This is a genomic window from Dermacoccus sp. GAS27A, from assembly GCF_044909235.1.
GTDB classification, from domain to species: domain Bacteria; phylum Actinomycetota; class Actinomycetes; order Actinomycetales; family Dermatophilaceae; genus Dermacoccus; species Dermacoccus nishinomiyaensis.
The window spans coordinates 372,801-388,155 of the sequence record NZ_JBIYDW010000001.1 but is presented as its reverse complement, the minus strand read 5'-3'; the positions used below and the strand labels follow the sequence as shown (position 1 = coordinate 388,155).

At 70.3% G+C, this 15,355-nt stretch carries 16 protein-coding genes, 1 tRNA gene and 1 pseudogene; 3 read left to right on the top strand and 15 right to left on the bottom strand.

All coding sequences use genetic code 11. The features are described from left to right. The 4 genes from ABH936_RS01710 to ABH936_RS01695 are packed head-to-tail and all read right to left on the bottom strand — an operon-like array spanning position 1 to position 2,674. Complete coding sequence (locus ABH936_RS01710; RefSeq protein WP_051805853.1) at positions 1 to 837, bottom strand: DUF881 domain-containing protein; 837 nt, start codon at positions 835 to 837, stop codon at positions 1 to 3. Further along, the gene (locus tag ABH936_RS01705) at positions 834 to 1,166 is read right to left on the bottom strand and encodes a small basic family protein (RefSeq protein WP_006943348.1); all 333 of its coding nucleotides are present in this window, start codon (positions 1,164 to 1,166) and stop codon (positions 834 to 836) included. The genes ABH936_RS01710 and ABH936_RS01705 overlap by 4 nt, the downstream gene beginning before the upstream one ends. Positions 1,167 to 1,190: 24 nt before the next feature. Beyond that, a complete protein-coding gene (locus ABH936_RS01700; protein WP_038568011.1) occupies positions 1,191 to 2,084 on the bottom strand; it encodes a DUF881 domain-containing protein in 894 nt (297 codons plus the stop codon). Next, on the bottom strand, positions 2,081 to 2,674 hold the full coding sequence (locus ABH936_RS01695) for a CDP-alcohol phosphatidyltransferase family protein (RefSeq protein WP_038568009.1): 594 nt from the start codon (positions 2,672 to 2,674) through the stop codon (positions 2,081 to 2,083). The genes ABH936_RS01700 and ABH936_RS01695 overlap by 4 nt, the downstream gene beginning before the upstream one ends. A gap of 168 nt (positions 2,675 to 2,842) precedes the next feature. Here ABH936_RS01695 and ABH936_RS01690 point away from each other — a divergent pair, with 168 nt between their 5' ends. Together ABH936_RS01690 and ABH936_RS01685 are read left to right on the top strand one after the other, a co-directional pair. Continuing rightward, positions 2,843 to 3,589 carry a G1 family glutamic endopeptidase gene (locus tag ABH936_RS01690; RefSeq protein ID WP_404602317.1) on the top strand — a complete coding sequence of 249 codons (747 nt, stop codon included), beginning with the start codon at positions 2,843 to 2,845 and terminating at the stop codon, positions 3,587 to 3,589. Between the two features lie 63 nt (positions 3,590 to 3,652). Further along, a complete protein-coding gene (locus ABH936_RS01685) occupies positions 3,653 to 3,877 on the top strand; it encodes a hypothetical protein (protein WP_404602315.1) in 225 nt (74 codons plus the stop codon). 26 nt (positions 3,878 to 3,903) lie between these two features. Here ABH936_RS01685 and ABH936_RS01680 read toward each other — a convergent pair whose 3' ends face one another. Then, complete coding sequence (locus tag ABH936_RS01680; protein ID WP_404602313.1) at positions 3,904 to 5,400, bottom strand: sialate:H+ symport family MFS transporter; 1,497 nt, start codon at positions 5,398 to 5,400, stop codon at positions 3,904 to 3,906. Positions 5,401 to 5,447: 47 nt separating this feature from the next. Between ABH936_RS01680 and ABH936_RS01675 the strand changes: the two genes are divergently transcribed. After that, the gene (locus ABH936_RS01675; protein ID WP_404602311.1) at positions 5,448 to 5,957 is read left to right on the top strand and encodes a DinB family protein; all 510 of its coding nucleotides are present in this window, start codon (positions 5,448 to 5,450) and stop codon (positions 5,955 to 5,957) included. A gap of 109 nt (positions 5,958 to 6,066) precedes the next feature. Here the strand turns inward: ABH936_RS01675 and ABH936_RS01670 are convergent. The 10 genes and pseudogenes from ABH936_RS01670 to ABH936_RS01625 form a co-directional block, all read right to left on the bottom strand. Continuing rightward, positions 6,067 to 6,140 (bottom strand) — tRNA-Pro (locus ABH936_RS01670). Positions 6,141 to 6,281: 141 nt separating this feature from the next. After that, on the bottom strand, positions 6,282 to 7,265 hold the full coding sequence (locus ABH936_RS01665) for a DUF2207 family protein (protein ID WP_404602309.1): 984 nt from the start codon (positions 7,263 to 7,265) through the stop codon (positions 6,282 to 6,284). Positions 7,266 to 7,443: 178 nt separating this feature from the next. Beyond that, positions 7,444 to 8,904: a ribosome biogenesis GTPase Der gene (gene der, locus ABH936_RS01660; protein WP_404602379.1), complete on the bottom strand. Its 1,461-nt coding sequence runs from the start codon at positions 8,902 to 8,904 to the stop codon at positions 7,444 to 7,446. Between the two features lie 291 nt (positions 8,905 to 9,195). After that, positions 9,196 to 9,795 carry a lysophospholipid acyltransferase family protein gene (locus tag ABH936_RS01655; protein WP_404602307.1) on the bottom strand — a complete coding sequence of 200 codons (600 nt, stop codon included), beginning with the start codon at positions 9,793 to 9,795 and terminating at the stop codon, positions 9,196 to 9,198. A gap of 77 nt (positions 9,796 to 9,872) precedes the next feature. After that, positions 9,873 to 10,568, bottom strand: a complete 696-nt coding sequence (cmk, locus tag ABH936_RS01650) for a (d)CMP kinase (protein WP_404602305.1) — start codon at positions 10,566 to 10,568, stop codon at positions 9,873 to 9,875. 11 nt (positions 10,569 to 10,579) lie between these two features. Further along, complete coding sequence (locus ABH936_RS01645) at positions 10,580 to 11,803, bottom strand: prephenate dehydrogenase (RefSeq protein WP_404602303.1); 1,224 nt, start codon at positions 11,801 to 11,803, stop codon at positions 10,580 to 10,582. Then, the gene (locus ABH936_RS01640; RefSeq protein WP_136788289.1) at positions 11,800 to 12,711 is read right to left on the bottom strand and encodes a pseudouridine synthase; all 912 of its coding nucleotides are present in this window, start codon (positions 12,709 to 12,711) and stop codon (positions 11,800 to 11,802) included. The genes ABH936_RS01645 and ABH936_RS01640 overlap by 4 nt, the downstream gene beginning before the upstream one ends. After that, complete coding sequence (gene scpB / locus ABH936_RS01635; RefSeq protein ID WP_404602300.1) at positions 12,708 to 13,331, bottom strand: SMC-Scp complex subunit ScpB; 624 nt, start codon at positions 13,329 to 13,331, stop codon at positions 12,708 to 12,710. The genes ABH936_RS01640 and scpB overlap by 4 nt, the downstream gene beginning before the upstream one ends. 111 nt (positions 13,332 to 13,442) lie before the next feature. Then, positions 13,443 to 14,399, bottom strand: a pseudogene (locus ABH936_RS01630) (segregation and condensation protein A). Positions 14,400 to 14,410: 11 nt separating this feature from the next. Beyond that, positions 14,411 to 15,274, bottom strand: coding sequence for a ParA family protein (locus ABH936_RS01625; RefSeq protein ID WP_207623213.1), 864 nt, complete (start codon positions 15,272 to 15,274; stop codon positions 14,411 to 14,413). Positions 15,275 to 15,355: the final 81 nt, after the last annotated feature.

Genomic DNA, 15,355 nt, shown 5'->3' with positions numbered 1-15,355 from the left:
TCACTTCGCCCCGGCGATCGAGGTGATCTTGTTCGTGGCGCCCTCGGTGACCTTAACCCGGGCGCCTGCTTGTGTCAGCGTATCCGTCACACCACCCGGAATGGCCATTGCGGTGCTCATCGTGTGCGGATCGCCGATGGCCGTGATCGTGAACGTCGAGGGCAGCTTGTCGCCCTGCACGCCGGCCGATCCGTCGACGTCCGAGAACCACGTCGAGGCGATGACGCGGTGACCGCCGACGTCGATCGACTCGGCGCCCGCGTCCCGCAGTTCCTGCACGGCGTCGAGCACGTTCGCGGACGTCACCTTCTCACCGCCCTCGACGCTGATCGTGATGCCGGGGCCGCTGACGGCGACGCTGCCGTTGAGGATGCGCATCTGGTCGAGTCGCTTCTGTGCGTCCTCGACGGCGGCGCGGTCACCGCCGGAGGCCAGCTTCGACTTGCTCTCGCGCAGGTCGCCCAGCTCCGTCTCGAGGCGCGCCGACTGATCCTGCACGGTCGACAGCAGCGCCACGAGGTCGGACTGCGACAGGTTGTCCAGGCCGGACTTCTCGTGCTGACGCACCTGCGTCATGACGGCGAAGCCCAGCCCGAGCGCGAGCACGGACGCCGCGAGGGTCCCGACGCCGGTGCCGGGGCCGCCGAACGCGAACCGCTTCCACGGACGGTGGTGCGCCTGGGGCGGCGAGCCCGCGTCTGAGGAGTTCTCGCCCCAGGGGTTCTCGGCCCGAGGCTCGGACCCGTGCGGGGCCTGAGCGTCGAGCTGCCCCTCGGGCGTCGTCTCACGCGGGGTCGCGGGCTCGTCAGCAGGTGTGCGCATGCCGGGGGCACTCATGCCTTGAAGATGTGACGACGGATGGAGGCGACGTTCGTGAAGATGCGCAAGCCGAGAACGACGACGACACCCGTCGACAGCTGACTGCCGACGCCGAGCTGGTCGCCGAGGAAGACGATGAACGCTGCGACGACGACGTTCGACAGGAACGACACGACGAAGACCTTGTCGTCGAAGATGCCGTCGAGCGCCGCGCGCAGACCACCGAACAGCGCATCGAGCGCGGCGATGACGGCGATCGGCAGGTACGGCTGCATCCACACGGGGACGTCGGGGTGCAGCCACAGCCCGAGGGCGAGGCCGACTGCGAGTCCGATGGCAGGTAACAACGTGTTCTCCTCGGGGGTGGTGCGTCAGGGAACGATGCGGGCGTGCGTGACGTGCACGCTGTCGAGGGCGGGCAGGTCGACGTCGTTCGAGGCGTTGCTCGTCACGCCGAAACCGGACTTGCGCAGACTCGCGGCGTACTGGTCGGCGAACGAGCCGGTGAAGGTCTTCTGCATGTCGTCTGGTCCCATGACGCTGATCTCGTACGGCGGCGCGAGCGGACGGAAGTTGACGAGGACGGCCGAGCCCGCGAACCGGATCGCCGTCATCGACGTGACGCGCTGGCCGTTGATGGCGATACCGGTGGCGCCGGCCCGCCACCACCCGTTGACGAGCTGCTGCAGGTCGGTCGAGGTGACCGCGTCCGCGGCGTTCCCGGTGCGTGGATCGCTGTCAGCCGAGTCGGCGCCCTTGGTGTCGGGGTTCGACACCGTCATGACGACGCCCGGGCCGCGAACCTCGGCGAGGCCCGCCGTCCGCGTCGCGTCGTCGAGCGTCTTCTTCAGCCCCGCCTGCGACTGACGATCGAGAGCGCCCTTCTGCGCCGACGCGACGTCGTCGCGCAGCCGCGTGAGCTCGGCGGAGGCGTCGTCGTTGTCGCTCTGCTTCGTCTCGATCTGGTCGACGAGCTGTGCGTGCCGATCCTGCGCGACGGCGCGGGGCACGCGCAGCGCGTGCGCGGCGGCGCCGACCATGAGGCCGATGAGCAGCAGGGAGATGATGAGCAGCGGTGAGCGTCGCCAGCTGCGCGCAGGCGCGCCCTGGGCCTCGCGGCGCGCCGCCGAGTCGGCGTACGAGGGGTCGATGGGGTGACGCATCGCATCGAAGATGAGCGCCATGCTCGCCGCGGGGTCACGCACCTCGACCTCGCGCGGCGCGGCGCCCGGACGTTCGTGGCGGCGCCAGTGAAGGCGCGTCACCGTGCGGCCTGCGGGGCTCGAACGGCGTTGACCATCTCCCTCACCTGCACGGCGTAGAGCAGCCCGGCGAGCCAGTACAGCGTCACGCCCCAGATGACGAACGCCCACGCGATCGGAGCGGCGACATCCCCGACGGTGCCGTCGAACTGTGCGACGACGAGCAGCGGGAAGGCGTAGAGGAGGTTGAACGTCGCGGCCTTGCCGATGAAGTGCACGGGCGGCAACGGCAGCCGGTGACGGCGCACCGTCGGCGCGAGAGCGAGGATGAACAGCTCGCGCGCCACGAGGGCGAGCACGACCCACAGCGGCAGGATGCCGCGGATCGCGAGGCAGACGATCGTCGCGGCGATGTAGAGCCGGTCGGCCGCAGGGTCGAGCAGCGCGCCGAGACGCGATTCCATGTGGAACCTGCGGGCGATCTTGCCGTCGGCGTAGTCGGTGAACCCGGCGATCATGAGGACGACGAGACCCACACCGTCGTGATGGGCGAGCAGCAGCCACACGAACAGGGGCACCCCGAGCAGCCGCAGCATCGACAGCGCGTTCGGCACCGTCCACACGCGACTCGTCGGATCCCGGGTCTCGCTCACGGTGCCACCCTAGGTCCGATGACGCCCGGAGGCGAACACGACGCGCCACCCGTGAACAGGGGGCCGTCGCCATCCGCGCCTCGGGCCTCGGCGCGCCGCCGGTGGCGCCCGGTGCCTGCGTGGATAGGTTGGAGGGGACCAGCCGTCCATCCGAAGGAGTGACAGGTCTTGTCCATTCGCCACCGCACGCTCGCCTCCGCGAGCGTCGTCGCAGCCATCGCCGCGCTGAGCGCGCCGTCCGCCATGGCGGGTGCTTCGCACCCCGCCCAGCCCGCCGCGAGTGCCACGTCGAAGAACGCTGCGCCGAAGAAGGCGACGCCGAAGAGCACCGGCGAGAAGAACATGACCGCGACGCCCTCGTCAGCGCGCCACGTCTCCACCGCGACGAAGGGTTCGACGAAGCCGGCGACGGTGCGTGGGGCCAAGAGCACGCCCACGACGACGGCGCGAGCTGCGCACGCCGCGCCCAAGCAGGCGACGCCCGACAGCAGCGTCATGGTCCGCCCGAAGGCGACGGTACGCCCGGCGCCCGTCAAGCCCGCCGCGTACGCGAACTGGGCGGGATACCAGGCGAGTATCGCCGGCCCTGAGAGCATCCACGGCACCTGGATCGTGCCCAAGGCAACGTGGCCGGGGCGCGACGGGTACTCGGCCATGTGGGTCGGGCTCGGCGGAGGCACCGCGAAGCAGGGCGAGCTCGTGCAGGCAGGAACGGAGTCCGATGTCGTCTGCACCGCCGTCACGCGCGGGCACTGCACGAAGTGGAAGACGAGCTATTACCCGTGGATCGAGACCTACCCGAGCCGCGCGCAGGAACGCATCACGAACCTGGCGGTCGCGCCCGGCGATGCGGTCGAGGTGACGGTGCGCTACGCGGCGAAGGAAGGCCGTTCGTACTTCACGCTGTGCAACTGACGCACGAACGACTGCGTCGGCACGGACCGCACGAGTGCGGCACCGCGCGGCGTGGCCGAAGCGGTGCTCGAACGCACGAGCGGCGCGGACGGCCGGGCCCGCGCGCTCGCGAACGTCGGTTCCCCCACCTTCTCCAGCGTCTACGCCAAGGGCAAGGACGGCACGCGCAACCTCGCCGGTTGGCCGTCGACACGCATCACGATGAGCACCGGCGCCGCACTCGCCGTCCCCAGCGGGATCAGCCGCACGGGTGACACGTTCTCCGTGAGCTACCGCCGCCCGGCTTGAGGCGGGTCTCCGGGGCACGTGATGCCTCAGACCGCCTGTGACGTCGCGCGAGTGACGATGTCGCTGCCGTCCTCGGGGCGCACGGCGCTCGGGCGGATGAGTCGCTGCAGGCGCAGCGGGAACTTGAGCGCGACGAGCAGTATGACGACGCCGGTGAACGTCGCCGACAGCGTCATGAGCGCCGATCCGAGTGGCATGCGTCCGGCGAGCTGCGCTCCGACGACGGGTGAGATGGCGCCGCCGAGTGCGCCGACGTTGTAGGTGAAGCCGAGCCCGGCCGCGCGCTTGTCGAGCGTGAACCAGCTGACCATCCACTTCGGCACGAGCCCGCCGACGCCCGAACCGAAGCACTGCTGGACGAAGAGCATGACGCCGATGAGGACGACGTGGGAGCCGCTCATCGTGAAGATGGGCCACAGCAACGGGATCGACAGGGCGAGGCTGCCCCAGTAGGCGCGCGTCGTGCCGAAGCGGTCGCCGGTGAACCCAGCCAGGACGGCGCCGGCGGCCGTACCGAAACCAGACCAGAACAGCACGTCACCGACGGTCGCGGCGCTGAGGTGCAGCTCCGTCTTGAGGTACGTCGGCAGCAGCGCGGTGATGGGCCACGCGAAGAAGAACACGGTGAACACGACGAGCGTGACGCCGAGCGCCGTCGGCCAGCGCTCGGGCTCGAACTGGACGAGGAACCACACGAATGTCGCGGCCGTCATGAGCGCGAGCACCGTCGTCATGAGCGCGCCGCTCGAGTGGCCCGTGAAGATGACGAGCAGCGCCGCGAACACCACCAGCGTCAGGACGACATTGAGCGCCGCGCGACGGCCGCGGTAGAGCGTCGTGAACATGTCGGGGGCTGCGTCGAGGTCGCCGCTGCGCTTGGCGTGTTCGAAGTCCGCGGGTTCGGGCAGCGCGCGCCGCAGCCACAGTGCGAGGACGATCGGCACGAGCCCGAGCGCGAACAGCGCCCGCCATCCCCACGCCGGGACGACGAAGCGGTACAGCTGCGCGACGAGCACCCCGCCGATCGAGAAGCCGCTGATGAGGAACGCGGACGCCTTGTTGCGCAGGTGCTGCGGCCACGACTCGATGACGTACGTCGCGCTCGCCGAGTACTCCCCCGCCATGCCGAACCCGATGAGCAGACGCGCGACGAACATCATGAGGTAGCCGGTCGAGACGGCGCACAGCGCAGAGCCGACGGAGAACGTCACGATCGCTGCGACCATCGCCTGCCGGCGCCCGATCGTGTCGGCGACGGCGCCGAGGACGAGCCCGCCGAACCAGCGGGAGACGAACGCCGCGCTGATGAGCGTCGTCGCCTGCACCGTCGACAGGTGGAACTCGTCGGCGACCTCCGTCAGCACGAGCGTGATGATGACGAAGTCGAATCCGTCGAGCAGGTAGCCGAGCCAGGCGGCCCAGAACGCCTTCCACTGCGGCCCGCTCACCTCGCGGTACCAGGGCAGGTCGGACGCGGGCGCGTCGTCGCGCGGCGGGCGCTCGGAGGCGGATGGCGTCGTCATGGCGTCAGCATAGGCAGTCGTTGCAGCGGGGGCGTAGCGTTGATGCCATGGATGCCATCACGCTCATGCTCGACCTCGCACAGCGCCCCCTCGACGCGGCCGGGTCCCTGCGCCCGCAGCTGACCCACGAGAAACTCAACGCCCACCCCGGCGGGCACGACAACTCGATCGCATGGCTGCTGTGGCACACCGCGCGCGAGATCGACGCCCAGGTCGCGCAGTTGTCCGGCGACGAACCGATCTGGACGGCACAGGGTTTCGATGCGCGCTTCGGACTCGATGTCGATGATGACGAGACCGGCTTCGGCCACAGCCCTGAGCAGGCGCGGGCGGTCGTCGTCACGGATGTCGCGTTGCTGTTCGAGCACCTCGAGGCGGCCGTAGCGGCGCAGAAGGCGTACATCAGCTCGATGTCCGCCGCAGACCTCGACGACGTCGTCGATGAGTCGTGGGATCCGCCCGTGACGCGCGGGGCGCGTCTCGTCAGCTGCACGGAGGACGCGCTGCTGCACCTCGGCCAGGCGCTCTACGTCGCCGGCATGACGTCGCTCGGGTAATGACGAGCCGTGGGCTGCGTCAGGCCGTGGTTCACCATGTACCAGGCTCGAGGGTGAACACAGAAACGTTCGGGCCTCACGCCATCGCGTGAGGCCCGAACGTCCTCGGTCGGGCTGACAGGATTTGAACCTGCGACCCCTTGACCCCCAGTCAAGTGCGCTACCAAACTGCGCTACAGCCCGTTGCACCTGACGGCGCAAGCCCCGAAGGGCGTGATGAACCATACCCCACGCGGGGCCCGGGCGACCAATCGGCCGGCCCTGCGACGTCTGGCTGTCGCCCGGAGATCGGGGCAGGCTCGGCCCCTGGATGACGGGCCGGCGTCAGAAGTCGAAGATGTCGCCGACCGCGTCACCGATCGAGCCGAAGACGTCGCCGAGACCGTCCGTCAGGCCGCCGAGGTCGAACAGCCCGTCGGCGCCCGAGAGTAGGTCGGCCATTCCGCCGATCGCCTCCGCGCCGAGGAAGACGAGGTCGTCGCCGTAGAACATCCAGAAGAACGGGTCAGAGGCGATGTCGCCCATGATGTTGCCGAAGCCCTCGAGCTGCGCCATCTTCGCAACCTCACCGATGACGCCCGCCCACCGGTCGGCAAGACCGAAGACCATGGCGTACGGCAGGTACCGGTTGAACAGGTCAGCCGCTTCCTCGAACTTGATCTGCTTGGCCTCGGCCGTCGCGATGTATTTCTTGAACCCGAGCGTCTGGATGCGCACTGCAGTGCCGTCGGCGGTGCGCGGCGAGCGCCCCATCCCCAGGAAACCCTTGCGGCGCGGGTCTCGCTCGTACCAGCCCCGATGAATCGTCTCGCGGTACATACCGTCGGCGATGTCGCGCAACGGCCCCCGCAACTGCGCCTTCATCTGCGGCAGCGTCACGTAACGGACGCCGGGCGGGAACAGGGCGTTGAGGAAGTCGGCCTCGACCTGCGTGATGACGTCGCCGCCAGGAAACTCGTTCTGGATGAACACCCAGTCACCCTGCGGCGCCTTGGCACCCCGCCTCGACGTCGGCGCCGGCGACGCTGCGGGCGCCGAACCGTCAGCGGGCTGCAGCTTCTCGATGCGGAACCAGCCGCGCAGCGACAGGTCGATCATCATCGCGCCGATGTCCTGCGAGTCGACCGACCCGTCGACGATGGTGCCCGCCATCGCCGCGCTCACGCCCTGCGGCGGATGGAACTGCACGGCCGGCTCACCCGACCACTCCTTCGCACCCTTGACGCGGCGCACCTCGCCCACGCCGTCCGCCGGGCGCATGCCGGGGGTGACGCCGACGTACTCGTAGTCGTGGTTCCAACCGAACACTGCTTCGTCTGCCTCTCACCGTGAATGGGATTCTCACCCGACGTGCGACGCCGGACGCCGATCATGGCAGGTAACGCACGAGTTACCAGCGCACTACGCGCCGACGCGTGAGTCACTCGCCATCCTGGGGCAGGCGCCGCGCGACAGCGCACGCCCGCCCCTCGAAGGTAGGCCCCGCTCAGCGCTGCTTGCGCTTCTCGCGCACGCGCACGCTGATCTCGATCGGCGTCCCGTCGAAACCGAACTCCTCGCGCAGGCGACGCTCGATGAAGCGGCGGTACCCGGCCTCGATGAAGCCGCTGGCGAAGATGACGAAGCGCGGCGGGCGCGTCGAGGCCTGCGTCGCGAACAGGATGCGCGGCTGCTTTCCGCCGCGTACCGGGTGCGGATGCGCCGCGACGACCTCGCCGAGGAAGGCGTTGAGCCGGCCCGTCGGGATGCGCTGGTCCCACGAGTCGAGGGCGACCTCGATGGCGGGAACGAGACGGTCGGTGTGACGCCCCGTCTTCGCCGACAGGTTGACGCGCGGCGCCCACGGCACCTGGACGAGCTCGCGCTCGATCTCCTTCTCCAGGTAGTAGCGGCGCTCCTCGTCGAGTCTGTCCCACTTGTTGTACGCGATGACGAGCGCGCGGCCGGCGTCGATGACCTGCTGCACGACGCGCACGTCCTGTTCGGCGATGCTCTGCTCCGCGTCGATGAGGACGACGGCGACCTCCGCCTTCTCCAACGCCGTCTGCGTGCGCAGGGAGGCGTAGAAGTCGGCGCCGCGCGTCTGGTGCACGCGGCGTCGGATGCCGGCGGTGTCGACGAAACGCCAGGTCTTGCCGCCGAGTTCGATGTACTCATCGACCGGGTCACGCGTCGTGCCGGCGACGTTGTCGACGACGACGCGCTCCTCCCCCGCGAGCTTGTTGAGCAGCGACGACTTGCCGACGTTCGGACGCCCGAGCAGCGCCACGCGACGCGGGCCGCCACGCGGGTACGCGCCGGCGACGGCGGTCTTGTCGGGCAGCAGGTCGATGACGGCGTCGAGCGCGTCACCGGTGCCACGCCCGTGCAGCGACGAGACGGGGTACGGCTCACCGAGGCCGAGCGACCACAGCATGGCCGCGTCGGCCTCCGAGCGGTTGTCGTCGACCTTGTTCGCGATGAGGACGACTGGCTTCTTCGAGCGGCGCAGCAGCTTGACGACGGCCTCGTCGGTGTCGGTGGCGCCGACCGTGGCGTCGACGACGAACATCACGGCGTCGGCGAGTTCGATCGCGACCTCGGCCTGTTCGGCGACGCGCAGGTGGATGCCGCTCGCGTCGACCTCCCACCCGCCGGTGTCGACGAGGGTGAACCGGCGTCCGACCCACTCGGCGTCGTACGCGACACGGTCACGCGTCACACCCGGCACGTCCTCGACGACGGCCTCACGGCGCCCGAGGATGCGGTTGACGAGCGTCGACTTGCCGACGTTGGGACGACCGACGACGGCGACGACGGGCCGCAGGTCGGCCTCTCCGTAGCCGCTGTCCTCGTCGACCTCACCGGACAGCAGCGCACGGTCCTCGTCGCTCAGGTCGAAGTCCTCGAGCCCGACGCGCAGCGCCTGCTCGACCGACTCGTCCGGGGCGGGCGCATCGTGGCGCAGGTCGTCGTGCTCGGCTCGCTCGTCGTGCTCGTCGTGGGGGAAGTACTGGTCGTCGCTCACGCGGATTACCTCAGATCGTGGAGTATCCCGCCGGATCCGGCGGGCTCGGAGGCTCTCCCCCGCCACGTGACGACGCGGCGGCTCGCGCCGTGACGTCGGGTGGGGAGGTCTCGTGTGACGCGCCCGAATGCGCGTCACAAGACCATTCTCGCGCATGGGCACGATTTTTCAGAGTCGAGCGCTCGCGGCCAGCCACGCCCTCGCGACGAGCGCCCGGGGAGACGATCCGGCTCAACCCGCCACGTGGTCGGCGAGGCGGGCACGCAGTTCCTCCGTCGCGGCCGCCAGCCGAGCGCGACCTGTCGCGCCCGCCACCGCCTCGGCGTCACCGAGGCGGAACGCCGGCCCGAACGTCACCTGCAGACGACTGCGCAGCCGCGGCCAGCGTCCCCGCGTGCGCCCGGCCGTGCCGACGAGACGCACCGGCACGATCTGAGCATCCGCACCGAGCGCGAGGAACGCGGCGCCCTGGTGCACCGCCTGCACCGACCCGTCACCGCGCGTGCCCTCGGGGAACACGCCGACGACACCACCCGCCGCCAGGACGCCGCGCGCCGCCGTCATCGCCTCCCGGTCGGCGCTGCGCTGCGTGACGGGGATCTGCCCGAGCCGCCTCAGCAGCGTCCCGAGCGGGCCGACGAAGTACGCACGCTTGACGAGGAAGTGCGCCGGGCGCGGCACGAGCGACGCGGCCAGCGGGCCGTCGATGACGCCGATATGATTCGCGACCACGACGACGGGGCCGTCAACCGGCACGTTCTCGCGCCCGGTCACCTCGAGGCGGTACAGCGCACCGAACAGGCCCTCGACGGCGGGACGCAATCGGCGCATGAGCCTCTCACACGCGGACGGATCGCGCGGCGTCGAATCACGCGACGCGGCATCCTCGACGTCACGACGCGGGAACATCAGCCGCGCGCCCGTTCGACGAGCGTCAGGACCGCCTCGACAGACTGCTGGAACGTCAGGTCGCTGGTGTCGAGCGTGACGACCCCGTCCGCAGCGCTCATGAACGACGAGACGGTCGAGTCGGCCTTGTCGCGGTCGACGATCTGCGTCCGCGTCGCCGCGATGGCGGCATCGTCCGCGCCGCCGTGCAGCTCCTTCGAGCGGCGCGCGAGCCGTGCGGCCTCGCTCGCGACCATGAGGATGCGCACGTCCGCGTCGGGCGCGACGACCGTCGTGATGTCGCGCCCCTCGGCGACGACGCCACCCCGGTCCGCGGCGATCTGCGCCATCAGCTCACGCTGACGCTGCTGCAGCTTGGGGCGCACCTGCAGGTTGGTCGCGACCTTCGAGACGACCTCGGCGATGCGCGTCGTGCGGATGTCCGTGTCGATGCGCGTACCCCCCATGCTGATCGACGGCGCGCTCGGGTCGGTGCCCATCTCGAGCGGCATCGCGGTGGCGGCGTCCGCGACGGCGCCCAGGTCGTCGAGGTCGGTGCCCCGATCGAGGCAATACCAGGTGAGCGCGCGATACATCGCGCCCGTGTCGAGGTAGCCGATGCCGAGGTGCGCCGCCACCTTCTTGCTCACACTCGACTTGCCCGAACCCGAGGGCCCGTCGATCGCTACCCGGATGCCGTTCGCCACGCTCGCCATGAACGCAGATTCTAGGCGGTCTCGACGAGGTGGGCGGCCCACCCCCGCGCGCTGAGCGCGCTGACGAGGGTCTGAGCGCGCAGCGGCACGACGCTGAGCTCGAGCAGACCGGCGGCGACGGCGTCGTCGTGCTCGAGGCGCATGTCCTCGACGCTGATGCCGGTCTCCCCCACGTCCGTGAACACGCGACCGAGCGCACCCGGCTCGTCGGGGATGACGACGGCGACGCTCGCGTACGCCTGCGCCGGCGCGCCGTGCTTGCCCGGGATGCGCGCACGACCCTCCTGGCCACCAGCGATCGTCTGCGCGAGCACGGCCCGGGGGCCGGGGGTGGCAACCGCATCGCGGATACCGACGGCATCCTGTGTTACGGGGGTGGCCGGTGCAGTGACGGCAACCGACGTGCTGCCTACGGCCGCCGCATCGGCCAGGCCACGCGTACCGCCCGATGCATCGCCCCCGGACGTGATGACCGACAGGGCGTGGATGACATCGTCGAGCGAGGCGCGCACCCCTTCGAGCAACGGCCGCACCGCGGCCGCGTTGCCGGCGAGGATCTGCGTCCACAGCATCGGGTCGCTCGCCGCGATGCGCGTGACGTCGCGCACGCCCTGCCCGCTGAGAGCGACGGCGTCGTCGGGCAGCTCACGCAGCTGCGCGGCGACGAGGCTCGCGGCGACCTGCGGCACGTGCGAGACGGCGGCGACGGCCTCGTCGTGCGCGGCAGGGCTCATCGTGACGACGTGTGCCCCGCAGACCTGCGCGACGGCTGTCACGTCGGCGACGCGGGCGTCGTCCGCGCCGTCAGGGCAGATGACCCAGGTGCGCCCCTCGAACAGGTCGGAGCGCGCCGCGACCGCGCCGCTGCGCTCACGACCGGCCATCGGATGCCCCGGCACGAAGCGGCGCCGCTCGGCGCCGCAGCGTCGTGCCACCCCTTCGACGACGACGTTCTTCACGCTCGTCACATCCGTCACGGTGGCGTCCGGCCACGCCGTGAGCTCCGCGGCGACGACGTCGACGACCACGTCAGGCGGCGCGGCGACGACGACGAGGTCGGGCGCCTCGTCCTGGGCGTGCGCGACGCGGCCGGCGCCCATGTCGGAGGCGAGCGCCGCCGCGGTCGGCGAGGTGTCGGCGAGGGTGACGTCGACGCCTCGCGCCTGCAGCGCGAGCGCCAGCGACGTGCCGAGCAGGCCGGTGCCGACGACGCGGACGCGCTGCGGCAGTGTCACAGACCGGCAGCCTTGTACAGGTCGGCGACCTCGCGCTTGTTGAGCGGCCGCATCTTGCCGGGGCGCAGATCGCCGACCTTCACGGGCCCGACCTGCGGGCGCGCGAGCGCGATGACGGGGTGACCGACCTCCTCGAACATGCGACGCACGATGCGGTTGCGGCCCTCGTGCAGCACGATCTCGACCAGGGCCATGCCCGGCTGAGAGTCGACGACCTTGAACGAGTCGACGGCGGCCGGTCCGTCCTCGAGCTCGATGCCCTCGCGCATCCGCTTGCCGAGGTCGCGCGGCACCGGGCCGGGGATCGTCGCGAGGTAGACCTTCTCGACGCCGTAGCGCGGGTGCTGCAGGCGGTTGGCGAGGTTGCCGTCATTCGTCAGCAGCAGCAGACCCTCGGTGTCGTAGTCGAGTCGGCCGACGTGGAACAGGCGCTCGGTGCGCCCCTCGAGGTACTCACCGACGCACGGGCGACCCTCTTCGTCCTGCATCGTCGACACGACACCCGTGGGCTTGTTGAAGGCGAGGTAGACGAGCGTGTCGTCGAGCTGGATGCGATCGCCGTCGACGTGGATGACGGCGCTCTCGGGGTCGATGCGCGTGCCCAGTTCGGTGACGACCTGGCCGTCCACCTCGACTCGACCCTCGGCGATGAGGTTCTCGCAGTGGCGTCGCGAACCGACGCCGGCCTGCGCGAGCACCTTCTGCAGGCGCGTGCCCTCCTCGACGTGCACGTCGCGCGTCGCGGCCTTCGGTGCGCGCTCGCGCGGCGGGGCGACCGGCTGGCCGCTCTTCGTCGTGCCGATGCCGAGGACGTCGGCCTCGTAACGGCTGACGCCGCCGCCGGAGCCGCGGTTGACGCGGCTGCTTCGGTTGTCGCGCTGACCCTGACGGGGTTTCCTGGAGTTCATCCGTGTCCTTGTTCCACTAGTTCGTCGATGATGGCGGCGTCCGGCAGGTAGGGCGCCAGCGCGGGAAGCTCGTCCAGCGAGCCGAGCCCAAGCCGCTCGAGAAAGGTCGGGGTGGTGCCGTAGAGCGTCGCGCCCGTCTCGGGGTCGTCGCCGACCTCCGTGACGAGCCCACGCGTGAGCAGGGTGCGGGTCACGCCGTCGACGTTGACGCCGCGGATGGCGCCGACGCGCGAACGCGAGATCGGCTGCCGGTAGGCGATGACGGCGAGCGTCTCGAGTGCCGCCTGCGTCAGCTTGGCCTGCTGCCCACCCCGCAGGAACGTTTCGACGGCATCCGCGTAGGCCGCCCGCGAGTACATGCGCCAGGTGCCGTCGACCTCGCGCAGGGTGAACCCCCGCTGCTGGGCGCGGTATTCCACCTCGAGGCCCTCGAGGTTGGCGCGCACCTCGCTCTCGCCGACGCCGAAGGCCGCGGCGAGATCGGCCACCGAGACGGGCTCGTCGACGACCATGAGCACCGCCTCGAGCGTCGATCGCAAGCCGCCGGGCAGGTTGTGCACGACGACCGGCTCGCGGGCGCCCCGCGCCGGTGGTTGCGCCGTCGTATCGTGCGTCGTCATGCGTTCACCTCCTCCTGCTCCGGGCCGTCGTCGGCGCGGGTCGTTCGTCTCGTGTCCTCACCCGTGAGTCGTCGCAGCGCGGCGAAGTGTGAGGTCGCTCGTGTCATTGTCTCAGGACGCAGCGTCATCGCTCGCGCCCTCGCCGCCTGAGCCCGGCTCGGCGTCGTACTCGTCGGAGACGAGGATGCGCGCATCGGGCGCCGCGACCCAGCGCACGGTGAGCTGCCGCAGGTGCTCGTCCTGCTCGAACGCGATCGCGGCCTCCTTGAACAGTTCGAGGATGGCGAGGAAACGCCCGACGACGACGAGGTTGTGCTCCGCGTCCGCGACGAGCTGCGCGAACGTCAGCTCACCACCGCGTCGCAGCTTGCTCGTCACGATGCGCGCCTGCTCACGCACGCTGACCTGCACGGCGTGCAGGTGGTCGACGTCGACGCTCGGCGGCGCCTTGGGCGTCAGCGCCCGCGCGGCGACGGCCGCGAGCTACTCGGGCGTCACCGTCATGACGAGCTCAGGCAGTAGCCCCGAGAAGCGTTCCTCCAACCCGGCCTGACGTGCGACGAGACGCCCGTCGCTCTCCATCCGATTGGCCAGGAACTGCGCCATGTCCTTGAACGCCCGGTACTGCAGCAGCCGGGCGAACAGCAGGTCGCGCGCTTCGATGAGCTCGAAGTCCTCCTCGTCGGAGCCGCCGAGGTTCGGCAACAGCCGCGCTGCCTTGATGTCGAGCAGCGTCGCGGCGATGAGGAGGAACTCGGTCGCCTGCGACAGATCCCACTCGTCACTCGCCTCGCGGGCCGCCCTGATGTGCGCGATGAACTCGTCCGTCACCTGCGACAACGAGATCTGCGTGACATCAAGACGATGCTTCGCGATGAGGCCCAGCAGCAGGTCGAACGGTCCGTCGAACACCTCGCCCAGGTGGACGTGGAACGGCGTCGCCGCCGCACGCCGCGTCAGGACGCCGCCCGGTGCGCTCGCCGTCGACGCTGCCGTCGGCCCAGAGGTCGTGACCGCCACTGCCGATGCGGGCGCGTCGCCGACGGGCTCGGCCTCGGTCGCCGTCATCGTCGTGCGGCTCAGGGAGCCCCGCCGCGCGAGATGAGCTCGCGCGCGAGCTGGCGGTACGACTCCGCGGCACCGTGCCCGGAGGCGTACTGCGTGATCGGCTCGGCCGCAAGCGTCGCGTCGGGGAACTTGACGGTCCGCGAGATGACGGTGTGGAACACCTTGTCGCCGAAGTGGTCGACGACGGAGCGGACGACGTCGCGGCTGTGCAGGGTACGCCCGTCGTACATCGTCGCGAGGATGCCGTCGATCTCCAGGCGCGGGTTGAGGCGATCCTGCACCTTCTCGATCGTCTCGACGAGCAGCGCTACGCCGCGCATCGCGAAGAATTCGGCCTCGAGCGGGATGACGACGCCGTGCGACGCCGTCAGCGCGTTGACGGTCAGCAGACCGAGCGACGGCTGGCAGTCGATGAGGATGACGTCGTACTCGTCCGCGACGCTGCGCAGGACGCGCGCGAGCACCATCTCGCGGGCGACCTCACCGACGAGCTGTACCTCGGCGGCCGACAGGTCGATGTTGGCGGGCAGCACATCGAGGTTGTGCACCCGCGTGGTCTGGATGACGTCGTGCGCGTCGTGACCGCGCTCGACGAGCAGGTTGTAGATCGTCACGTCGAGATCCTGCGAGCGCACGCCGAGGCCGACGGACAGGGCTCCCTGCGGGTCGAAGTCGACGAGCAGGACGCGGCGGCCGTATTCGGCCAGGGCGGCACCCAGGTTGATCGTCGACGTCGTCTTGCCGACGCCGCCCTTCTGGTTGCACATCGAGATGATGCGCGCGGGGCCGTGCGACTCGAGAGGTCGAGGCGTCGGGAAGCCGGGCAGGGGTCGACCGGTTGGACCCCACTGGCCCGTCGCGTCGATTCCCGGCAAACGGTCAAGTCGAACGTTAGAGTTCGTCGACTTCTGTGAACTCTCGGAAGTCACTCGAAAGCCTCCACTGATAGTTGAGCG